This window comes from Microbispora sp. H10836 (assembly GCF_012999525.1).
Lineage (GTDB): Bacteria > Actinomycetota > Actinomycetes > Streptosporangiales > Streptosporangiaceae > Microbispora.
On sequence record NZ_JABBWU010000006.1, the window covers coordinates 203,395 to 224,932 of the forward strand.

Sequence of the window (21,538 nt, forward strand, 5' to 3'; positions counted from 1 at the left end):
GCAGAGGTGGCCGCCGACCGGAGCCGGCGGCCACCAACTACTGCTGGATATCTACGGAACGATCTCGTACCAGAAGCTGTCGCCGGGTATCACCCGATTCTGGTCGTACCACGCCCCGAGGGTGCCGCCGTGGGAACCGTTGTGGGCCGTCGATATGGCCCTGATGGAGAAGTGCCCCTTTGCGTTCGCGGCGCCCTGCGTTGTCGAGGCCCAGGGGAACTCGTCACACTGGACCAGCTTCGAAGGATTGGGGCTGGCGTCGTAGACGCTCTTCCAGTAGTACTTGCACCAACTGTAGCTGTACCACTGGCCCTCCGCCTGGAAGTGGCCCTTGTGGACTGGATAATCCTTCGGAGCCAGGCTGAACACCTTCCGGTTTTCCTTTTCCTGGTCCTTCGTCGCTTTGATGAAGGGCTTTGCCGCTTCGGTCCCAGCAGTGGCCAGCCAGTCTCCCCGCATCACACCCTTCGGCTTCTCATTGCCGAGCGGCCCCTTGAGCGGAGGGCTCTCCGGGTTTCCGTAGTTCTCCCCATCGCGCAGCGGCGGGAACGTCCACTTGTTCGTCGCCTGGTTCCGCGCATCCTTGATGTGGCTGATGACCTCGCTGAAACCAGTGTCCCGGGACTCCTTCATCGTGAAGATGCGCTTGGCCAGCTCATGGACGCACCCGCCTTTGTGGCCGGTCGGTTCGTCCGGTGCGGCCATGGCCCTCGCGCTCTCCGCCGACGTTTCTTCGTCCAGGTGCAGCCAGTCGCAGCGCACGTGCGGGATGTACGGCAGTTCCTGCGGGTCGTTGTCCGACGGTTCGCCGCCGCCGATCCATTTGCCCTTGACCTGGCCCGAGCTGTTGTCGTACGCGATCTGGTTCCAGAGCCTGAGGGGCTTCAGGCTCCACTCCTGGTGAACGTCGGTCAACGTGGGGCGGAGCGTACAGACGTCAACCTTGTCACCATCGGTGTCCCCCATGACGAACCGGAAGTAGTCATCTCCGTCCGCCCTCCATGTGGCGATGGTGTCGTCCCGGTCCACGTCGGTGCCGGCAGTGGGCGTACACGTGGAGCCGCCGGATCCGCTCGGCGCAACCTCCAGCTCGAGAACCCGGGCGTTCTCCTCGTTGGTGGCCATGTTGTCGTCATAGGCGGTGAGTTCGCTGATGCGGGTCCATACCGAGATCTCCTGCGGCCGGTAGCCGCCGCCTCCCACCACACCGGTGCCGTCGGCTGTGCCGAGGTAGGTGTTGATCACCCAGGTGGCGCGGAACTCGATCGCGTCGGCCTTCCCGCCGTTCTTGAGCGCCTTCCGGACCCAGCTGCCCTTGCTGGCCGCCCACATGAAGTCCATCACGTAGTACCAACTGCTCCAGCACATGCTGTACGGCCGGACCAGCAGACTGGCGCTCGCCGGCTTGCCGTCGGCAGGCTGCTGACCGGTGGCGTTGTGGGCCGCGATGCACTCTTCGAGTGAGGCGTGGTTGTAGGTGAACCCGCCGCTCGATGACTGCGCGGTGGCCCGCGTCGACGGCGCCCGCTCTTTGGTCACCGTCCCCGCCTGGTCGCGGTCGTGCAGCGAGGGCGTTTCCCCGCGGCGCGCGGGCTGAGGAGTCCGCTGCCTGAGGGTCTGCGCCGCCGCTGCTTCGGTCACCGGGGTCAGCGTGAGCTCGTCCATGAAGATCGTGGTGCCGACACCGACATAGATGATCGCGTTCGCGGTCCCGGCGGGAGCGGTGACGATGCCGGACACCTGCTGCCATTGCCCGACCGTCGGCGTGCCGGTGAGGTTGTCGCCGGAGAGCAGGTTCCAGTCGGCGTCATACCATTCCACCCCGTAGTCGAACCCGTACTCGAACGGGTCCGGCACCGAGGGATAGAACCAGCCGGACAGCCGGTAGTTTCCACCACCACCGGAAAGCGGGAATTCCTGGGTCGCCCAGCCCCATGTGTCCAGCATGGGCACGAACTTCGCGGACGCCACGCCCTGGTGGGCCCGGGTGGTCGAGCGGGACAGCACGTCCTCTTCGTACCAGGAGGTCCACGGGGCGATGGCGGTTTCGAAGAACGGATTGGGGTTGACCGGCTGCGCGGGGGGCGCGACCGTGGTGAACGTCCACGCCGATGGGATCATGACGTTGCCTGCCGCGTCACGGGCGCCGCTGACCTCCACGGTGTGGAGGACACCGACGGCCAGCGGTTGCGCCGGAGTGAAGGTGAGGGTGGTCGCCGGGCCGTCCATGGCGGCCGTGCCGGCGATCGTGGCCCCCGCGGCACCCTTGAGAGTGAGCACGGCCGAGTTCACCGGCTCACCGAACGTCACGGCGACCGTGGTCCCGACGGCCACACCGGTGGCCCCGGAGGACGGGCTGGCACTGACCACGGCCGGTGGAGTCGTGTCGGCGGGAACGGTCGGTGTGGGGCTCGGTGAGGGATCGGGCTCCGACGCGGTGGTGAAGGTCCAGGTCGCCGGCGCCATCACGTTGCCCGCGCCGTCCTTGGCGCCGGTCACTTCGACGTGATGGACCGTGTTCACGGCCAGCGGGTCAGCCGGGGTGAAGGTGGCGAGCGTCCCGGCCACCGTGACACCTCCCGAGATGACGTTGCCGTCCGCGTTCTCGACGACGATCTGAGCGTCGGTCACCGGCTCACTGAAGGTCGCGGAGACCGTGGTGCCGACCGGCACATCAGTCGCGTCGTCGGCCGGGTTCGTGGCGATGACCGCGGGCGGCGTCGTGTCCGGGCCGCTGGTGGTGAAGAACCAGGTGAAGTCGTCGGCCACGTTGTCCCAGATGTCCTGCGCGTCCGACGCCGTCGCCGAGTACGTCGTCCCCGGCGTCAGCGGCTGTGCCGGAGTGAACGTCACCACTGTGCCGGTGCCGTCCAGGGTGGTCGCCCCCTCGACCGGGGTACCGTCGGGTGCCCTCAGCACGATCTGGGCGCCGGCGACGTCCTCGGAGTAGGTGGCCGTGACCGTGGTCTCGACGGGCACGCCGGTGGCATCGGGGTCCGGGGTGACCCCGATCAGGCTCGGTGGCCGGGTGTCCTCGCCTCCCGAACTTCCCCCTTCGGGGACGTCGAGCTGGTCCGTGCCCACCTTGTACGCCTCGACGGCGTCGTTCGGGCCGCGAGCGCCCTGGATGACCGAGGCGAAGGCCTCGGTGACCGGCCCGGTCTCGTTCACAGTGGACTGGTAGTCCTGAAGAGCGACCGCCTGCTCGTAGGTCGGCAGCGTGTCGAACTTCTTCAGCGTCGAGAACGCGACCGCGGCGCGCGGCGCGGGGGTGTACTCGACGAAGAGGATCGGCTCGTGGTCGGGGAATTCACGGTCGTGGGTGCCGGTCTCCTTCGAGCGGTACTGCCGCCAGTTGAGCACCGCGGACTCCGAGGGGGCCATCATCACCAGACCGTAGTCAGGTGTGCCGTTCGCCCACGCCCGCACGATCGTCTCGATCGAGTAGACCAGCTCGCCCGGCCCGGAGCAGCCCGTGGTGTCGCTGTAACCGTACTTCACGCCGACCTGGCCGGTCGTGGTGTAGCTGGGCTGGCCTCTGTTCCACGTCATCGTGGAAATGTCCATCGGTGAGGTGACCATACGGGTGACGATGCCGCTCCCGATCTCCCCGCAGTTGGTGCCGGCCGTGCCCGCGCCGCCCGAGCGGTAGTTCCACACCATGTAGTCGGCGTTGTGGATCGTGGCGTAGTCCAGATCGGTGCCGTTGACGATGAACCTGGTGTAGACCCGGGCGATATCCGCGCTGGTCGACGTGGTGCCGACCCGCAGATATCCGTCCGACCAGTTGGAGGTCGGGTTGTTCTTGTTGACCCAGGTGTCACCGGCCAGGCCGGCGCCTACGTAGGTGCCGGCGATCGACATCGTCACCGGGTAGGTAGCGCTGGACAGGAAGGACGCGTCCGTGGTGAGCACCAGGTTGGTGCCCGCGGAGGTGTTCTGGACGGTTACCGGGACCTCGGCGGTCCGCCCGGCTTCGAAGGACTCGGCGGCGACCGCGTCGACCGCCTGGAACTTCAGCGGAGTGCTCTCCGCCTTGCCCTGAGCGGAAAGCAGTTGCGGGGTCCTACCATCGGTAGCGGTGCCGTACGACTTGCCCTTCGGCAGCGTCACCGGCATGTTGACGGTCAGCGGGGCCTTGGGGCGCTCCCGCAACACGACTTCCTGGTTGAAGCCGTCAGGCAGGGCGGTGACGACCAGGTCCGCACCGGCTGCGACCGCATCACGATAGATGATTGTGTTGCCGTCGAGGGTCGGCTTCGGGAGCTTCTTCCCCCAGCCGACGACCGCCTTGCCTTCCGCCCCGGATGCGGTGACGACGGTCTTGGAGTTCTCGCCGCCGAACTTGAGCGGCGTCTTGACGAACTTGGGCGAGTACGAGCCGTCCGCCTGCTCGACGATCGTCGTGTCGATCGCCTTCCAGGTCTTCTTGCCGTCCTTCCCCTCGACCTCAAGGTGGATCGGCGAGGTGTGCAGCTCGGCATGGAGGGTCTCGCCGTCCTCGTTCGCCCACACCTTCATGTTCTCGCTGAACCGCGAGGGTACCTCGACGCGTTTGCCGGACTCCTTGGCCTTCTTCTGTGCCGCCTCCAGTGCCTTGTCCACGAACCGCGTACGGTCTCCGGCGGCGGGAGACGAAGCGTTCGCGGTGGGGACCTGTTCAGAGGCGGGAGCCGCCACGGCGGGTGAAGTGGGAAGAGCCGTGAGGAGCGACGCCGTCAGGGCTACGACACTCAGCACTACTGTTCCCCGGCGTGCGACGCCTTGCCCGTATAAGGACATTCGGCATTTAATTGGCACTAAGTACCCTATCTGGGGAGAAAGTGATATAAAAAGACCCGCTTGATCATAAGTTCGCTAGACGATCTTCGTCAATCTCGGACGAAGAAGCTCCGTCTCTCTCGCCGGCGCGGCGGCGGGGGTGGCGCGCACCAGGGTGATCCTGAGCCGGGACCGGGAAGGCCGGGCCGAAGGTCCCGCGCGGTGCGAGCCGTACGGCACTGCCGCCGCGGGCCGTCGTGCGGTGTCCTTGTGGCGTGGCAATGAACGGGCCTGTGGTCGTCCCCGGATCGGCAAAGCGGCGTACCGGCACGGTCGAGGTTCGCGGATACGCTGTTCTCGGGTGCGGCCCAGCCCCCCAAAAACATGGGCCTGTCCCTGCTGGGGCCGGAGGTACAGGCGGGTTTCCTGGGTACAGGGATGCTCGTGGGCGGTGTCTTCTGACCGTTTCGCCGCGGCAACATCCTGTTAACCCTGGTCGGCGAGACTGAGAGCGGAGAGCGAGGCGGAACGTGAACCAGCCGAAGATCGTGGTGGGCATCAACGGGTCGATGGCGTCGCAGGCCGCACTGCGGTGGGCCGCCGCCGAGGGGGCGCTGCGCGGCGCGCGGGTCGAGGCGGTGTACGCCTGGGAGTGGACTGGCGGGCTGCACGCCCACTACGCGCCGATCGCGAGCCGCACCTCACGGGAGGACGAGCGCAGGAGAGCGCTCGACGTCGCCGACCGAGCCGTCGCCGAACTCGGCGACCGCCACGTCGAGCCGGTGGTCGTCGAGGGGCCTCCGGCCCAGGTCCTGCTGCGTGCGACCGAGGGCGCGGACCTGCTGGTGCTGGGGGCGCACGAGGCCGAGTCCGAGCCCTACCCCGTGCTCAACCCGGTCGTCTCCGCCTGCCTGCTGCGGGCCAGGTGCCCGGTCGTCGTCGTGCTGCCCGGCATGGAGCACGACCGCCGTCCCGGGGTGCTCGCCGGCAGCAGATCCTGATCCTCCCCGGGGCCGGACGTCCCGCCGGTCTCGGGACTTTCCGCCCTGCCGGGCCGTGCGGCCCGCGGCGGAGCATGAGGATATGGAACCCAACAGCCCCGCCGGCGGCCCGGACGCCAACCCCGGGATCGTCGTCGGGTACGACGGCTCCGACTTCGCGATGCAGGCGCTGGACTGGGCGATGGACGAGGCGGAGTACCGGGACACGCCCATCACGGTCTGCCACGCGTGGCAGACGCCGTACGGCGCGGGCGATGAGGAGGCGCGCAAGTCGCTGCAGCACGCGGCCGAGCACGTGCTGTGGCACGGCGCCGAGTGCGCCCGGCAGTGCACGAGCGGCGTCCGCGTGCGGGAGGACCTGTTCGAGGGGCCGGCCTCCGACCGGCTCGTCGCGCTGTCGGAGACGGCCGACCTCATCGTCGTGGGATCGCGCGGACTGAGCGGCGCGGCGCGCCGTGTGATGGGCTCGGTCGCGGGACACGTGGCGACGCACGCGCTCTGCCCGGTGATCGTGGTCCGCGGCGCGGGGTCGCTCCCACACCGCAGGCACCCTGGTCCGATCGTCGTGGGAGTCGGCGGCGGCGACGACCACGTCCTCGCCTTCGCCTACCGCGAGGCCGTCCTGCGCGCGCTGCCGCTGATCGCGGTGCACGCCTGGCGCTACCCGGCGGCGGCGTGGAGCGCGGGCATGGCGCCCATGGTGATGTCCGACGTCCCGGGCCGGGAGGCCGTCGAGGCGCTGGAGGCCGCCGTGGAGCCCTGGCGCGCGCGGTACCCGGACGTGCACACGCTGCTCCAGCCGGTCGAGGGTCCCGTGCTCGACGTGCTGGCCGACACCTCTCCAGGCGCGACCATGCTGGTCGTCGGCGCGACCCGCGCCAGGGGCGTGCTCGGCAGGCTCGGGTCGGTCACCCGGCCGCTGATCGACGCGGTCACCTGTCCGGTGGCCGTCGTCCGGTCCTGACCGGCCGGGACCGATCCATGCCGAAGCGGGACGCGCAAGGGCAGCGCGCGTACGTTAGCGACGTCAGGTAATCGGCAAATTCATACAAGTTTGTGATAAAGACACTTATTGGTCCTGGTGTCGCGGTGGTCTACCCCTAAAGTCCGGGACATGCGTGCTCTATCCCGGGCCTGTCCCGATGACCGCTCCGGCGCCCGCGCGATCGCCGTGCTCGCGGCCGCCGGTCTCCTGGCCGCCGGCGTCGCGGTCATGTCGCCGTCGCCCGCCTCGGCCGAGCCGGGCGACGCGGTGATCAGCCAGGTGTACGGAGGCGGCGGCAACTCCGGCGCCCCGTACACCAACGACTACGTCGAGCTCTTCAACCGCGGCACCGCCGCCATCTCGCTGGACGGCTGGTCCCTCCAGTACACGAGTGCCACCGGGACCGGCCTGTTCGGCTCCCAGAAGCAGAACCTGTCGGGCTCGCTCGCCCCGGGCCAGTACCACCTCGTCCAGCTGTCCGCCGGATCGACGCCGAGCGGCGCGCTCCCGGCCGCCGACACCGTCGGCACCCTCAGCCTGAGCGGCACGGCCGGCAAGGTCGCCCTGGTCCGCTCGGCCACGGGCCTGGCCTGCAACGGCGGCTCCTCGCCCTGCACACCGGAGCAGACCGCGCAGATCGCCGACCTCGTCGGGTACGGCACGGCCAACTACTTCGAGGGCACGGCGGCGGCCCCGGGCCTGAGCAACGCCACGGCCGCGGTGCGCGCCGGCGGCGGCTGCGCGGACACCGACGACAACGCCGCCGACTTCGCCGCGGGCACGCCCGCGCCGCGCAACACGGCGACGCCCCCGGCTCCCTGCGGCGCCGTCTCCCCGTCGCCGTCCGCGACCCCCTCTGCCTCGTCGCCGTCGCCGACGCCAACCGTCGACCCCTGCGAGGTGCCGGCGAACCGGCAGATCGCCGAGGTCCAGGGCAGCGGAGACGCCTCCCCGCTCGTGGGGCAGACCGTCCGGGTCGAGGGAATCGTGACCGGCGACTTCCAGGAGAGCGGCCAGCAGAGCGGCTTCTACTTCCAGGACGCGACGCCCGACGCCGACCCGGCGACCTCCGACGGCCTGTTCGCGTTCGCCCGGGCGACCGTGAAGGACGTCAAGGCGGGCGACCGCGTGCTCGTCACCGGCCGGGTCACCGAGTTCAACGGGCTCACCGAGCTGTCCCCGGTCACAGCGGTGGACGTGTGCGGCACCGGCACGATCACGCCCAAGGTCTACGACCTGCCGCGGGCCGCCGGCGCCACCTTCGAGCCGTACGAGAACGTGCTCGTGACCTTCCCCGAGCCGCTGACCGTGACCGACCACTACAACCTCGGCCGGTTCGGCGAGGTGACGGTCGCCGCCGGCGGCAGGCGCTTCCAGCCGACCGACCGGCCCGGCGTGGACCCCGCGCTGGACGCCCGCAGGTCGCTGCTGATCGACGACGGTTCGAACACCGAGAACCCGGCCACGATCCCGTACACGAGTCCGGAGGTCGTGCGGCTCGGGGACACCGCGAAGAACGTCACCGGCGTGCTGAGCTACGGCTTCGGGGCCTACCGGCTGGAGCCGACCAAGCCGATCACGTTCACGCGCACCAACCCGAGAAAGCCGGCGCCCGCGCCGGTGGGCGGCAACGTCCGCGTGGCGAGCCTCAACACGCTCAACTGGTTCACCACGCTCGACTCGCGCGGCGCCGACACGGCCGAGGAGCAGCAGCGGCAGCTCAGGAAGATCGTCGCCACGCTGAAGGGCCTCGACGCCGACGTCGTCGGGCTCATGGAGGTCGAGAACAACGGGCAGACCGCGCTCAACGCGCTGGTCGCCGCCCTGAACGCCGAGGTGGGCGCGGGCACGTACGCCGCCCTGACCCACCCCCACCCGGGCACCGACCTGATCCACGTCGCGGCGATCTACAAGCCGGCGCGGGTGCGCCCGGTGGGCGAGACGCTGTCGTCCACCGACCCCGTCTTCCGGCGTCCGCCGCTGATCCAGACCTTCCGCCGGACGGGCGGCGGGCAGCCGTTCACGCTGCTCGTCAACCACTTCAAGTCGAAGGGCTGCGACGAGGAGGCGACCGGCGGCGACACCGACCAGGGCAACGGCCAGGGCTGCTACAACGCCGAGCGCGTACGGCAGGCCAAGGCGGTGCTCGGCCTCATCGGCTCGATGGACCTGCCGAACCCGCTGGTGATCGGCGACCTCAACGCGTACGGCGAGGAGGACCCGATCGACACGCTGGAGGAGGGCGGCCTCACCAGCCTGTCCAAGCGGTTCGTCCCCGCGGCCCAGCGCTACAGCTACCTGTTCGACGGGCTGTCCGGCGAGCTCGACCACGCCATGGCCGGCAAGCAGCTGGTCAAGCGGGTGACCGGGGCGACGATCTGGCACGTCAACGCCGACGAGCCGCGCATCCTCGACTACAACCTGGAGTACAACCCGCCGAGCCTGTACCGGCCCGACGCGTTCCGCTCCTCCGACCACGACCCGCTGCTGATCGGGCTCGACCTGCCCGGTGGCAAGCACTGACGACCCGCACGCGAAGGGCCCCCGGCGACGGGGGCCCTTCCCTATTTCGCGTCGGGATCGACGAAGTCCCGCTTGGTCTCCGGCGGCTCACCCGGCGTGCCGCCCAGACGCGGATAACGCAGGTCGAAGGCGGGCCGCTCGGAGCGGATCGGCGGGATCGACACGAAGTTGTGGCGCGGTGGCGGGCACGACGTCGCCCACTCCAGCGAGTTGGCGGTCCCCCACGGGTCGTTCACCGTCACCTTCTCCCCGTGCCGCGGGGTCCACCAGAGGTTGTAGAGGAAGGGCAGGGTGGACAGCCCGAGCAGCAGGGCGCCCACGCTCGACAACTGGTGCATCCAGGTGAAGCCGTCGTGGGGCGAGTAGTCGCCGTACCGCCGCGGCATGCCCTGCGTGCCCAGCCAGTGCTGGATGAGGAACGTCATGTGGAACCCGATGAACAGCATCCAGAAGTGGATCTTCCCGAGCCGCTCGTTCAGCATCCTCCCGGTGAACTTCGGCCACCAGAAGTAGAAGCCGGCGAACATCGCGAAGACGACGGTCCCGAACACCACGTAGTGGAAGTGGGCGACCACGAAGTAGGTGTCGGTCACGTGGAAGTCCAGCGGCGGCGATGCCAGGATCACCCCGGTGAGCCCGCCGAGCAGGAACGTCACGAGGAAGCCGACCGACCACAGCATCGGCGTCTCGAACGTGAGCTGGCCCCGCCACATCGTGCCGGTCCAGTTGAAGAACTTGACCCCGGTCGGCACGGCGATCAGGAACGTCATCAGCGAGAAGAACGGCAGCAGCACCTGCCCGGTGGCGAACATGTGATGCGCCCAGACGGTCATCGACAGCCCGGCGATCGCGGCCGTCGCGCCGACCATGCCGACGTACCCGAACAGCGGCTTGCGGCTGAAGACCGGGATCACCTCGGTGACGATGCCGAAGAACGGCAGCGCGATGATGTAGACCTCGGGATGGCCGAAGAACCAGAACAGGTGCTGCCAGATGAGCGGCCCGCCGGTCGCCGGGTCGTAGATGCGGGCGTGGAACTTGCGGTCGATCTCCAGGGCCAGCAGCGCGGCGGCGAGCACCGGGAAGGCCAGCAGCACGAGGATCGAGGTGAAGAACACGTTCCACGTGAAGATCGGCATCCGGAACATCGTCATGCCGGGAGCCCGCATGCACATGATCGTCGTGATGAAGTTGACCGCGCCCAGGATCGTCCCGACGCCGGACAGGGCCAGGCCCATCACCCACAGGTCCCCGCCGAGCTGCGGCGTGTACGGCGCGGCCGACAGCGGTGTGTAGGCCGTCCAGCCGAACGTCGGCGCCCCGCCCGCCCAGTACGACCCGAGGACCATCAGGCCGCCGAAGAGGAACAGCCAGAAGCTCGCCATGTTCAGCCGGGGGAAGGCCACGTCGGGTGCGCCGATCTGCAGCGGCATGATCGCGTTGGCGAACCCGGCGAACAACGGCGTCGCGAAGAACAGCAGCATGATGGTGCCGTGCAGCGTGAACAGCTGGTTGTACTGCTGCAGCGTGACGAACTGCATGCCGGGCTCGAAGAGCTCCGCCCGGATGACCAGCGCCTGCACGCCGCCGATGAGGAAGAAGACGAACGTGGCGATCAGGTAGAGGTTGCCGATCACCTTGTGGTCCGTGCTCGACAGCCATGAGGCGATCCGGGCGCCGGGACCCTTCGGGGCCGTCAGATCGGACGGCCGTACGGCATGAGTCGTCATCCGGGTGCTCCTTCTACGTCAAGAAGGTCTCCTGCCCAACCACGCGATACGCATCGCGAAATGGAATGCTTGGATTGTCCGGCTGGTTATGCCCGCTGAAGACCGAGCGAAAGGAGTCGCCCATGGCGACCATCGAGGTAACCGAGAAGAACTTCAACGACATCGCCGACAACGGCATCGTACTGCTCGATTTCTGGGCATCCTGGTGCGGCCCCTGCCGGTCCTTCGCTCCGATCTTCGAGAAGGCGTCCGAGGAGCACGCGGACATCACCTTCGGCAAGATCGACACTGAGGCTCAGCCGGCCCTGTCGGAGGGCTTCGAGATCACCGCGATTCCGACGATCATGGCGATTCGTGACGGCATCGTGGTCTTCGCCCAGCCGGGCGCGTTGCCCGCGCCGGCGCTCGAGGACCTGATCCGGCAGCTGCGCGCGCTCGACATGGACGCCATCCGCGCCCAGATCGAGGCGGAGGCCAAGAACAGCTGAGGGGCCGCCCGGCAGACGAAACCGCCGTCACCCGGTCCGAGTGATCGGAGGGCGACGGCGGTATCAGACGGCCGGAGGTACGGAACGGGTTCCGGTCAGCTCGAGCGGTACAGCTCCGCGACGCGGAAGGCGAGGTCGAGCGACTGGCCGCGGTTGAGGCGGGGGTCGCAGGCGGTCTCGTAGCGCAGCGCCAGGTCCTCCTCCACGATCGCGTGCCCGCCGCCCACGCACTCGGTGACGTCGTCGCCGGTGAACTCGATGTGGATGCCGCCGGGGTGGGTGCCGAGCGCGTGGTGGACCTCGAAGAACCCCGCGACCTCGTCCAGCACGTCGTCCAGGCGGCGGGTCTTGTGCCCGCTCGGCGCCTCGAAGGTGTTGCCGTGCATCGGGTCGCACACCCAGGCCACGGTCGCGCCGCTGGCGGTGACCTTCTCCACCAGCGTCGGCAGCGCGTCGCGGACCCTGCCCGCGCCCATCCGCGTGATGAAGGTGAGCCGCCCGGGCTCGTTGTCCGGGTTCAGCTTGTCGATCAGCGCGATGGCCTCTTCCGGCGTGGTCGTCGGGCCGAGCTTCACGCCGATCGGGTTGCGGATGCGGCTGAAGAACTCGACGTGGGCCCCGTCGAGCTGCCGGGTGCGCTCGCCGATCCACACCATGTGCGCCGACACGTCGTACGGCTGACCCGTACGGGAGTCGATCCGGGTGAGCGCCCGGTCGTAGTCGAGGATCAGGGCCTCGTGGGAGGAGTAGAACTCGACGGTGTGGAACTCCTCGGGGTGGGCCCCGCAGGCCCGCATGAACGCCAGCGCCTGGTCGATCTCCCGCGCCAGCTGCTCGTAGCGCCGCCCCGCCGGGGACTCCGCGACGAAGTCCTGGTTCCACGCGTGGACCTGGCGCAGGTCGGCGTAGCCGCCCTTGGTGAAGGCCCGCGCGAGGTTCAGCGTGCTCGCCGACGAGTGGTAGGCCCGCAGCAGCCGGTTCGGGTCGGGACGACGGGCCTCGGCGGTGAAGTCGAACCCGTTGACCATGTCGCCCCGGTAGGCCGGCAGCTCGACGCCGTCGCGGACCTCGTTGGGCTTGGACCGCGGCTTGGCGAACTGCCCGGCGAGCCGGCCGATCTTGACGACCGGGACGCGGCCCGCGTAGGTCAGCACGATCGCCATCTGCAGCAGCGTCTTGAGCTTGTTGCGCACGTTCTCGGCCGTCGCGCCCGCGAAGGTCTCGGCGCAGTCGCCGCCCTGCAGGACGAACGCCTCGCCGCGCGCCACGGCGGCCATGCCCTCCTTGAGCTGGTCGCATTCGCCGGCGAACACCAGCGGGGGCAGGGACGCCAGCTCCGCGACGACCTTGTCCAGTTCGCCGCGGTCGGGCCAGTCCGGCTGCTGGGCCGCGGGCAGGTCACGCCAGGTGTCCAGGGCACGCGAGGTGTCGGGGTTCGATGCGCTCACGGTCACCAAGGTTATTGCACCGCGTCCTGTGCGGCTCCCTCCCTGTCCACTTGCTGAGATCTTTTTTCTTGCGCAGTAAGCCGCACGTGCTCGGGCAGCACACCGAGCCCGATGAACCGGGGCAGCAGCGAGCGCACCACCGGCACGCGGGTGAGGTCGGGGATCCGCGCCACCGGACCGGCGAGGGCCGGCCGGATGATCCGTTCCTGCACCACCCGCTGCGCGGCCTGGACGATGGCCGTGGGCGCCTTCCTGCGCCGCTCCACCTTCGCGAGCAGCCAGGCGGGGGCCCGGCCGCGCAGCAGGGCCGGCCCCACGATGTTGGCGGTCGCGACGGCGTCCTGCACCGCGAGGTTGATCCCGACGCCGAAGACCGGCGACATCGCGTGGGCCGCGTCGCCGATCAGCAGCAGCCCGGGCAGGTGCCAGCGCGTGAGCCGGTTCAGCTCGACGCTCAGCACGCCCACCTCGTCGAAGCCGTGCAGCTCGGACGTCCTGCCGCCGAGGAAGGGCAGCAGCCGTTCCACCTCGCGGCGCAGCCCGTCGACGCCCCCCGCCTCCAGCGCGGCGAAGCCGCCCTTCGGGATGACGTAGGCGAGCTGCCAGTACGTCTCCCTGTTGATCGCGACCATGAGCCGCCCGGCCGACGCCCGCAGGAACGGCTGCCCGGGGTCGCCCGCCGCCCGCGGCAGCCGGAACCAGACGACGTCCATCGGCGCGCCGAACCGCTTCGGCGCGAGGCCGGCCGCCCGCCGCACGTCGGAGTGCCGGCCGTCCGCGGCGACCGTGAGGACCGCCCTGATCTCGTGCTCCTCGCCCCGCTCGTCGCGGTAGCGCACGCCCCGGATCGCGCCGTCGTGCCGTACGAGATCGGTGACCCTGGCGTTCATCAGGAGATGGAAGCCGGGGTAGGCGCGCGCCTCGCGGGTGAGGAGGTCGAGGAAATCCCACTGCGGGACGAAGGCGATGTACCGATACCTCCCCGGCAGGCGCCGCAGGTCGGAGATGGGCACCTCGCCGTCGTCGGTCCGCATCGACATGACGTACGCCTTGCGATGCGGCAGCCGGTGGAACGCCTCGGCCAGCCCGATCTCGTCCAGCACCTGGAGGGTCGAGGGATGGATGGTGTCACCGCGGAAGTCCCGCAGGAAGTCCGCGTGCTTCTCCAGCAGTGTGACGTCGACGCCCGCGCGGGCCAGGAGCAGCGCGAGCATGGCCCCCGCGGGCCCGCCGCCCGCGATCACGCATGTCGTCTCCATAATTCATCACCCGCTGAAATCATCTCACGCGGAGGGCCGGGCCGCCAGGGCCGGGCCGAAGTGGGCCTACCGGAGCGCATGCGGGACCGCTATTTTGTGATCAAAGGAGTCGGCCTTCGGGAGTTCGCTGTGAGTGCTCGTGTCAGCCACCTGCCGCGTGTCGCGGCCGGGGCGATGGTCCTGTCCCTCGTGGCGTCGCTGACCGTCGGAGCGCCCGCGGCACTCGCCGCGACCGCCGACTCCGAGCCGCACACCGGCAACGGGTGCGGCTCGCAGTCCCTCACACTGGAGGCGTGACCTCAGACGTGGGCGTGTTTCCGGGACCCCGCGCGCAGCAGGTCCAGGCACGCGGCCAGTGACCGCGTGGTGACGTCCCGGGTGGGGGCGTAGGCCTCCTCCGGATACTGCCGGGGGCCGTCCTCCACCAGCATGATCAGGTAGAGGTAGACCCGGTAGAGGGCGATCCGGACGCGGGCGGCGTGGTCCAGCCTCACCGGGCCGGCCTCCTCCCGGTAGCCCGCGAGCATCGGATCGTCCTCGCGCAGTTCGCCGAAGATGGTGGGGGTGACGAAGTCGGCGAGCGGGTCGCCCCAGAACGCCCTCTCGTGGTCGATGAGCGCCTGGACGCGCTTGTCGCCGTCCAGGAAGACGTTGCCCGGCCACAAATCGAAGTGCACCAGCGACGGGGTGGTGACCTGGTCGAGGACGTGCGCGTTCATGTGGACGAGCCCGACGATCTCCACGATGGTCGCCGGGAGCCGGGTGTTGTAGTGGACGGCGTCGTCGAGCAGGGCGCCGATCATGACGAGGAAGGCCTCCCGCCACGTGCGGCCGGTCAGCCCGGCGTACGGGTAGCCGAAGGCGCCCGTGCCCGGGATCGCGTGCAGGCGGGCGAGGTGGCGGCCGAGTTCGAACCGCAGCGCGCCCTCCTCCGCGGGGCTGACCGTCGTCCGGTTCCACGGCACCCCGTCGAGTGCGGACAGGACGAGGTAGTCGCCGCCCAGCACCGGATCGTCGAACGACGCCCGGAGCAGGGCGGGCATCGGCAGCCCCACGGGCTGGGCGAGGTGGTAGACCATCGCCTCGGTGCGCAGCAGGTGCCGTTCGTAGGTCAGCAACCGCAGGTCGGGCGGCGGCCCGAGCTTGAGCACCACCTCACGTCCGTCGTCGAGGCCGAGCCGCCAGACGGCGTTCGCGTAGCCGTCGGCGAGCTCTTCCGACGAGGCCAGCCCGCAGCCCAGGGCGTCGCGGGCGACCTCGTCGAGTTGTGCGGGGGACAACCGCCTCTTCGTCCTGCTGTCCATTCGGTCTTCTCAGTCTTCCCGGGTAGGAGTGGGGACCGCGATGGTCCACGTGGCCTCGTGCTTGTCCCCCGGCTGCAAAACGATCAGGTCGGTGCCCGAGTTGAACGCGTCGGGCGGGCAGGTCATGGGCTCAACGGCCAGTCCCCTGTGGCCGAGCCCCGTGCCCGTGCAGATCTGGACCCACGGCATCACCGCCGGGTCCCAGGTGAGCTCCACCCCGCCCTCGGGCCCGAGCACGCGCACGCGCCCCTCCGTCACGCCGGCGAAGGCGTGGTCGACGGCGGTGTCCCCGATCACCCGCGGCGTCCGGAAGTCGTAGGGCGTTTCCGCGACCTCCACCAGGTCGGTGGGGGCGAGCAGGTCGTCGGTGAGCAGCACGCGCCCGGCCGGCAGGCCGAGCTCGTAGGCGGTGACGTCCGGCCCGGCCAGCAGCCACGGGTGCGGCCCGCAGCCGTACGGCGCCGCCGTCTCGCCCACGTTCTGCGCCGTCAGCGTGGTCGACAGGCCCTCCTCGGACACCGAGTGCCGCACCTCCAGGGCGACCCTGTGCGGGTAGCCCTCGGTGGGCTCCACGACGTGCGTCAGCCGTACGTGGCCGTGGTGGTCCTCCACCGACAGCAGCTCCGCGCACTTCCAGTCGAGGCCGGCGACGAGACCGTGCAGGGCGTGGCCGCGGTCGGGCTCGTTGACCGGCAGATGACGGCGCTGCCCGTCGAAGACGTACGTGCCGCCGACGACGCGGTTCGGCCAGGGAGCGAGGATGGTGCCGCTGTAGTACGGCACCGGCCCGCCCTCCGGCCAGCTCGTCACCAGATCACGGCCGTCGTGGCGCAACACCCGGAGGGCGCCGCCCCGCTCGCTGATCGTGGCCTGGTAACCGCCGCCGGCAATCGTGTAATCGGGCACGGGGGAGTCCTCTCGCTGACGCGTCGTCAAGAAGCGGGTCATCTGACGGTATGCAGGGACCTTATCCCAGCTCATCGCCCTTGATCCAAGCGGGGTGCATCAGTTGTGGGAGCGCTCCCATAGACGGTAAAGCTAAGTCTTTTCGTCGGACGCGTCAACTTAATCTCAGGATTATCGTGTAGATCGGTATAACGGCACCGATTTGCCGCAGACCGGATCTCGCGTGCACGTGCATGGGCGAATGTCCACCGGTCCGTGCTGAAACTTTCAGCTCCTCCGCGCAGCCGCCACCCCCGTGATCTCGCAGTGCGAGATCACGGTAGGTGCCCGTGCGGGTCGCGTGGCGGGGGCGTCGAGATCGTGGGAGATCACGACAGGTATAGGTGCTGGTCAGCCCATGGCGGCGCGGCAAACTGCAAGATCACGCGGGGGCTGCGTGGTTGTCAGCGCAGCTCGCCGCTCTTCACGACGTCGCGGTACCAGAGCGCGCTGTCCTTGGGCGTGCGCTTCTGCGTCGTGTAGTCGACGTGCACGATGCCGAACCGCTGGCTGTATCCCTCGGCCCACTCGAAGTTGTCGAGCAGCGACCAGACGTGGTAGCCCTCGACCTGCGCGCCCGCCTCCATCGCGCGGTGCACGGCGCTCAGGTGGTCGCGCAGGTACGCGATCCGCCGATCGTCGCGGACGCGGCCGTCGGCGTCGACCCCGTCCACGACGGCCAGGCCGTTCTCGGTGATGACCATCGGCACGCCGGGGTAGTCCCGCTGCACCCGGACGAGGATGTCGTGCAGGCCCTCGGGGTAGATCTCCAGCCACTCGGCCTGGGCCCGCTCGTGCAGGAAGACCCGCTCGCCCTTGCCGTCGACGAAGACCGGGGTGTAGTACTGCACGCCCAGGACGTCGATGGGCTCGCTGATGATCCCGAGGTCCCCGTCCAGGATGTGGTCGGCCATCGGGCCGCGCTCGGAGATCCAGCGCAGCGTGTCCTCGGGGTAGCGGCCCTTGAAGACGGGATCGAGGTAGAGCCGGTTCTCCAGCCCGTCCTGGTGGCGGGCCGCCTCGCGCGCCTCCGGCGTGTCGTCGGCCGGGTAGGTGGGGTGCAGGTTGAGCGCGGGCCCGATGCGGCGGCCCGGGTGCCGCTCGTGCAGCACGCGGGAGGCGAGACCGTGCGCGAGCAGCAGGTGGTGGCAGGCGACGAACGCGCGCGCGTCGTCCTTGAAGCCCGGCGCGTGCTGGCCGAACCGGTAGCCGCAGTCCACCACCGTCTTGGGCTCGTTGATCGTCAGCCAGTCCCTGATCTCCAGGGCGTCGAAGCAGATCCCGGCGTACTCGGCGAAGCGCTCGGCCGTGTCCCGGTTCTCCCAGCCCCCCCGGTCCTGCAGCTCCTGCGGCAGGTCCCAGTGGAAGAGCGTGGCCATCGGCCGGATGCCGCGCTCGGCCAGCCCGTCGACGAGCCGGCGATAGAAGTCGATGCCCTTCTGGTTGGGCTTGCCCGATCCGGTCGGCTGGATCCGCGGCCAGGCGATGGAGAAGCGGTAGCTGCCCAGGCCCAGATCGGCGATCAGGTCCAGGTCCTCGTCGTAACGGTGGTAGTGGTCGGCGGCGTGCTCACCGCTGTCACCGTCGCGCACGTTGCCGGGGACCGCGCAGAACGTGTCCCACACCGAGGGCCCGCGGCCGTCCTCCGTGGTCGCGCCCTCGATCTGGTACGCCGCGGTGGACGCGCCCCAGACGAAGTCGGCCGGAAACCGTGCGGGTGAGTTCATGGCTTCATCCATTCTCGGTGAGGAAACGCGCGGGTGTTTCGAGCGCCGTGCGGAGCTCACGGAGGAACTCCGCGGCATCGCGACCGTTGATGTAACGGTGGTCGTATGCGAGGCCCAGTGTGGCGGTCTTGCGTACGGCGAAGCCCGAGCCGTCTTGCACGACCTCCGAGCGCGGCGCGGTCAGCGACAGCGCGCACGTCTGGCCGGGGAAGACGATCGGGACGGCGAACACGATGCCGTCGTGCGTGTGCAGGGTGAGCGTGATGGCGCCCCCCCGGAGATCGCGTTCCCGGAACGACCCGGTGAGCGCGGTCGTGCGGAAACCGGCCAGGTCGGCGGCGATCTCGGCGAGCGTCCGGTTGCCGGCGTCGCGGACGACCGGGATGAACAGCCCCTGGCCCACGTCGACCGTCACGCCCACATCCGCGGTGGCGGCTCTTCTCGCGCGTGGGCCGGGCCCGGGCTCCGCGAAGAACATCGGGAAGCGGTCGAGTAGCCCGCCGGCCGCCTTCACCACCATCTCGGGCAGGCCGACCAGGGCGCGCAGCCGGCGGGTGAGGTCGCGGGCGAGCGACACGACCTCGGTCACGTCGACGTTCATCGCCGTGAAGGCCGCCGGGATCTCGCGCCGGGACCGCTCGACGACCTCGGCCGTCCGCTGCTGCGCCCGCGACAGCGTGATCCACCGCGCGTCGTCGTCCCCTGCCGGGGCGTCGTCCGCGACGGCGGCGGGGGAGGGCGCCTGCTCGCCGAGCAGTTCCTCGACGTCGCTCCGCCTGATCACCTTCCGGCCGAGGGCGTACACCCGCTCCATGGCGATGCCGTGCGCCTCGATCAGGTCGCGCGCGGGCGCCGTGACGACCACCCCGGTGGCGTCGCCGGGCGGCGCAGGAGTGTCCGGCCCGTGCGGGTTTCCGTCCGCGATCTCCTCGGCGGCCTTCCGAACGGGCTCGTCCACGCTCCCGAGCAGGCGGGCGATCACCTGCCCCGGCTCGCACTCGGCCCCCTCGGCGACCAGTCGCCGCAGGACGCCGTCCGCCGGGGCCTCGACCTCCTCCGTCGCCTTGGACGTCTCCAGCAGCACGATCGGCTCGCCGTCCCGCACCGCCCGCCCGTCCTCGGCCAGCCACTCGACCAGGATGTACGACGTGTCGTTGTTGTTGAGCTTGGGTACGCGGAACTCGGTCACGACAGCGCCTCCTTCACCGCGGTCCGGATGCTGTCGGCCTGCACGAGCACCTCACGTTCCAGATGGGGGGCGGCGGGGATCACCCGGTCCGCCGAGTTGATCAGCGTGATCGGGCGGCGCAGGCGGTCCCACAGACGCGGGTAGAGCACCGTGGCCACCTCGGCCGCCCAGGTGCCGCCCTCGGTCCCGTCGTCGACGACGCAGACGTGCGGCGCGTCCTCCAGCCCCGGCAGCCGGGGTACGGGGTAGAGCTGGGCGGGCACCAGCAGTTCGCAGACCAGGTCGTCCTCCAGGAGCAGCGTCCGCATGGCGTCGAGCGTCCGGTGGACGAGCCCGCCGTGGGTGACCAGCGTGCAGTCGGGCCGGCCCGCGCCGTCGAGGTACACCCGCGCCACGTCGTCCACCAGCTCGTACCGGAACAGGTCGTCGACGCGGTGCATCTGCCGCGTGTACAGGACCTTGTCCTCGAAGAACAGGCAGGGCCGGCCGAGGCCGAACATCCGGGCGAACAGCCGGCCCGCGTCGTGGAACGGCGTCATCTCGAACAGGGACAGCCCCGGTACGCCGATGAAGTGCTTCTGCGGGTTCTGGCTGTGGGTCGGGCCGTAGCCGCGGTTGCCGCCCGTGGGGCAGCGCACCACGAGCGGCACCGGCACGGGCCTGCCGTACATCGAGGTGGACTTGGCGGCGAAGTTCGTGATCTGGTCGAACGCCAGTGCCACGAAGTCGGCGAACATGATCTCGACGATGGCCTTGTCGCCGGCCAGGGCCAGCCCGGCCCCGACCCCGGCGATCGCGCCCTCGCTGAGCGGCGTGGACCTCACCCGCGAGCCGAACCGGCCGGACAGTCCCCGGGTGACCTTGAACGCGCCGCCGTACGGGTCGCTGACGTCCTCGCCCAGCAGGTGGACCGAGGGGTCGGACTCCATGAGATCGTGCAGCGCCTGGTTGAGATGCTCGGAGACCCTGGTCACGCCGCTCCTCCCGGCCTTGTGTGAGGCCGGGCGGAGACCTCGGCGACCACCCGCTCGACGAGCTCTCGCTGCTCCCGGTCGATCCGGGCGAACCGCTCGGGATCGGCCGCGGCGTACCGGTCGTACCAGTCGGACTCCGCGGCCCGGCGGATCTCCTCCGGCGGCCGGGTGTCGTCGCCCTTGCTGTGGGGCCCGAGGCGGTGCGTGGCGAACTCGACCACCAGCGGGGACGGCTCGGCCCTCACGGCGTCGATCAGCGGGGCGAGGACCTCCCTGATCTCACCGGCGTCGGTGGACGAGACGTGGTGGTGGCGGACGCCGAAGGCCGCCGCCCGGGCGGCGATCGTGCCCGCCATCTGCGCGGACGTGGGGGTCGACTGGGCGATGCCGTTGTGCTCGACCACGACCAGCAGCGGCACCCTCCAGAGGGAGGCCATGTTCAGCGCCTCGTAGACGGCGCCCTCGCCCCAGGTGCCGTCCCCGATGTACGCGCAGGCCAGCGCACCCGTGCCGGCCAGTTTCAGGGCCACCCCGGTCGCCACGGGCAGGCTCTCGCCCTGGACGCCCGTGGACAGGAAACGCCGGTGGTAGATGTGCTGACTGCCGCCGACGCCTCCGCACAGCGCGCCCTCCCGCCCCATGATCTCGGCGAGCAGTCCGTGCGGGTCGGGATGGCGGGCGAGGAAGTGACCGTGCCCCCGGTGGTTGCTGAACACGAAGTCGTCGTCGCGGAGCAGGGCCGACAGCGCGACCGGGATGTACTCCTGTCCGAGGCAGGTGTGGGTCGTGCCGCTCAGCACGCCCTGCTCGAACAGGTGGAGCAGGGCGCGTTCGAAGTGCCGGATGAGGAGGAGTGAGCGGAGATCCCCGTCGTTGAGGGTATGCCGCGGGCTCCGGGCCGGTGCAGCGGTGACGATCACAGGTGGTCGGCTCCTGGTGCGTCTCTGGTCGAGGGCGCGCTCGACGCCGGGCTTCGCTGCCAGGGACAGGAGCACCCATGTTGGGAGCGCTCCCACGGAGCGTAGGTCCGGTAAGAGGCCTTGTCAATGCCTGGCGATACGGACGATTTGGGAGAGTGTGACCACATTGTTCGTGATCTGCGGCAATATACTCACATTCCCCGCCTTGGGGCTAATAACGGACAGAAACTTCCATGACACTTGACGAATGAAAGTCCTGATCCCTAGCCTCCACTGCCGTGGGA

15 protein-coding genes are annotated in these 21,538 nt (G+C 69.8%); 5 read left to right on the plus strand and 10 right to left on the minus strand.

Annotated features, from left to right (window positions below):
• Positions 1 to 51 precede the first annotated feature (51 nt).
• On the minus strand, positions 52 to 4,605 hold the full coding sequence (locus HHX30_RS14110; protein ID WP_169982369.1) for an Ig-like domain-containing protein: 4,554 nt from the start codon (positions 4,603 to 4,605) through the stop codon (positions 52 to 54).
• Between the two features lie 686 nt (positions 4,606 to 5,291).
• On the opposite strand from HHX30_RS14110, the gene HHX30_RS14115 reads away from it, so the two are divergent.
• From HHX30_RS14115 to HHX30_RS14125, 3 genes are all read left to right on the plus strand, one after another.
• Positions 5,292 to 5,762 carry a universal stress protein gene (locus HHX30_RS14115; RefSeq protein WP_169982370.1) on the plus strand — a complete coding sequence of 157 codons (471 nt, stop codon included), beginning with the start codon at positions 5,292 to 5,294 and terminating at the stop codon, positions 5,760 to 5,762.
• Between the two features lie 82 nt (positions 5,763 to 5,844).
• Positions 5,845 to 6,726, plus strand: coding sequence for a universal stress protein (locus HHX30_RS14120; protein WP_169982371.1), 882 nt, complete (start codon positions 5,845 to 5,847; stop codon positions 6,724 to 6,726).
• A 150-nt stretch (positions 6,727 to 6,876) separates the two neighbouring features.
• Positions 6,877 to 9,270, plus strand: a complete 2,394-nt coding sequence (locus HHX30_RS14125; RefSeq protein WP_169982372.1) for an ExeM/NucH family extracellular endonuclease — start codon at positions 6,877 to 6,879, stop codon at positions 9,268 to 9,270.
• Between the two features lie 41 nt (positions 9,271 to 9,311).
• Here HHX30_RS14125 and ctaD read toward each other — a convergent pair whose 3' ends face one another.
• Positions 9,312 to 11,000: a cytochrome c oxidase subunit I gene (gene ctaD / locus HHX30_RS14130; RefSeq protein WP_169982373.1), complete on the minus strand. Its 1,689-nt coding sequence runs from the start codon at positions 10,998 to 11,000 to the stop codon at positions 9,312 to 9,314.
• A 122-nt stretch (positions 11,001 to 11,122) separates the two neighbouring features.
• Between ctaD and HHX30_RS14135 the strand changes: the two genes are divergently transcribed.
• The gene (locus HHX30_RS14135) at positions 11,123 to 11,488 is read left to right on the plus strand and encodes a co-chaperone YbbN (RefSeq protein ID WP_169982374.1); all 366 of its coding nucleotides are present in this window, start codon (positions 11,123 to 11,125) and stop codon (positions 11,486 to 11,488) included.
• Between the two features lie 95 nt (positions 11,489 to 11,583).
• On the opposite strand, the gene HHX30_RS14140 is transcribed toward HHX30_RS14135, so the two are convergent.
• Both HHX30_RS14140 and HHX30_RS14145 read right to left on the minus strand, forming a co-directional pair.
• The gene (locus HHX30_RS14140; RefSeq protein ID WP_310741870.1) at positions 11,584 to 12,936 is read right to left on the minus strand and encodes a class II 3-deoxy-7-phosphoheptulonate synthase; all 1,353 of its coding nucleotides are present in this window, start codon (positions 12,934 to 12,936) and stop codon (positions 11,584 to 11,586) included.
• An 11-nt stretch (positions 12,937 to 12,947) separates the two neighbouring features.
• On the minus strand, positions 12,948 to 14,195 hold the full coding sequence (locus HHX30_RS14145) for an FAD-dependent oxidoreductase (RefSeq protein WP_169982376.1): 1,248 nt from the start codon (positions 14,193 to 14,195) through the stop codon (positions 12,948 to 12,950).
• 129 nt (positions 14,196 to 14,324) lie between these two features.
• Here HHX30_RS14145 and HHX30_RS14150 point away from each other — a divergent pair, with 129 nt between their 5' ends.
• Positions 14,325 to 14,492 carry a hypothetical protein gene (locus tag HHX30_RS14150; protein ID WP_169982377.1) on the plus strand — a complete coding sequence of 56 codons (168 nt, stop codon included), beginning with the start codon at positions 14,325 to 14,327 and terminating at the stop codon, positions 14,490 to 14,492.
• Positions 14,493 to 14,494: 2 nt separating this feature from the next.
• Here HHX30_RS14150 and HHX30_RS14155 read toward each other — a convergent pair whose 3' ends face one another.
• From HHX30_RS14155 to HHX30_RS14180, 6 genes are all read right to left on the minus strand, one after another.
• Positions 14,495 to 15,499 carry a phosphotransferase family protein gene (locus tag HHX30_RS14155; protein ID WP_169982378.1) on the minus strand — a complete coding sequence of 335 codons (1,005 nt, stop codon included), beginning with the start codon at positions 15,497 to 15,499 and terminating at the stop codon, positions 14,495 to 14,497.
• 9 nt (positions 15,500 to 15,508) lie between these two features.
• A complete protein-coding gene (locus HHX30_RS14160; protein WP_311922372.1) occupies positions 15,509 to 16,405 on the minus strand; it encodes an aldose 1-epimerase family protein in 897 nt (298 codons plus the stop codon).
• Positions 16,406 to 16,848: 443 nt separating this feature from the next.
• Positions 16,849 to 18,171: a GH1 family beta-glucosidase gene (locus HHX30_RS14165; RefSeq protein ID WP_249350011.1), complete on the minus strand. Its 1,323-nt coding sequence runs from the start codon at positions 18,169 to 18,171 to the stop codon at positions 16,849 to 16,851.
• Between the two features lie 4 nt (positions 18,172 to 18,175).
• Positions 18,176 to 19,360, minus strand: a complete 1,185-nt coding sequence (locus HHX30_RS14170; protein WP_169982381.1) for a 2-oxo acid dehydrogenase subunit E2 — start codon at positions 19,358 to 19,360, stop codon at positions 18,176 to 18,178.
• A complete protein-coding gene (locus tag HHX30_RS43245; protein WP_169982382.1) occupies positions 19,357 to 20,334 on the minus strand; it encodes an alpha-ketoacid dehydrogenase subunit beta in 978 nt (325 codons plus the stop codon). The genes HHX30_RS14170 and HHX30_RS43245 overlap by 4 nt, the downstream gene beginning before the upstream one ends.
• Positions 20,331 to 21,254: a thiamine pyrophosphate-dependent dehydrogenase E1 component subunit alpha gene (locus HHX30_RS14180; RefSeq protein ID WP_169982383.1), complete on the minus strand. Its 924-nt coding sequence runs from the start codon at positions 21,252 to 21,254 to the stop codon at positions 20,331 to 20,333. The genes HHX30_RS43245 and HHX30_RS14180 overlap by 4 nt, the downstream gene beginning before the upstream one ends.
• Between the last annotated feature and the right edge of the window lie 284 nt (positions 21,255 to 21,538).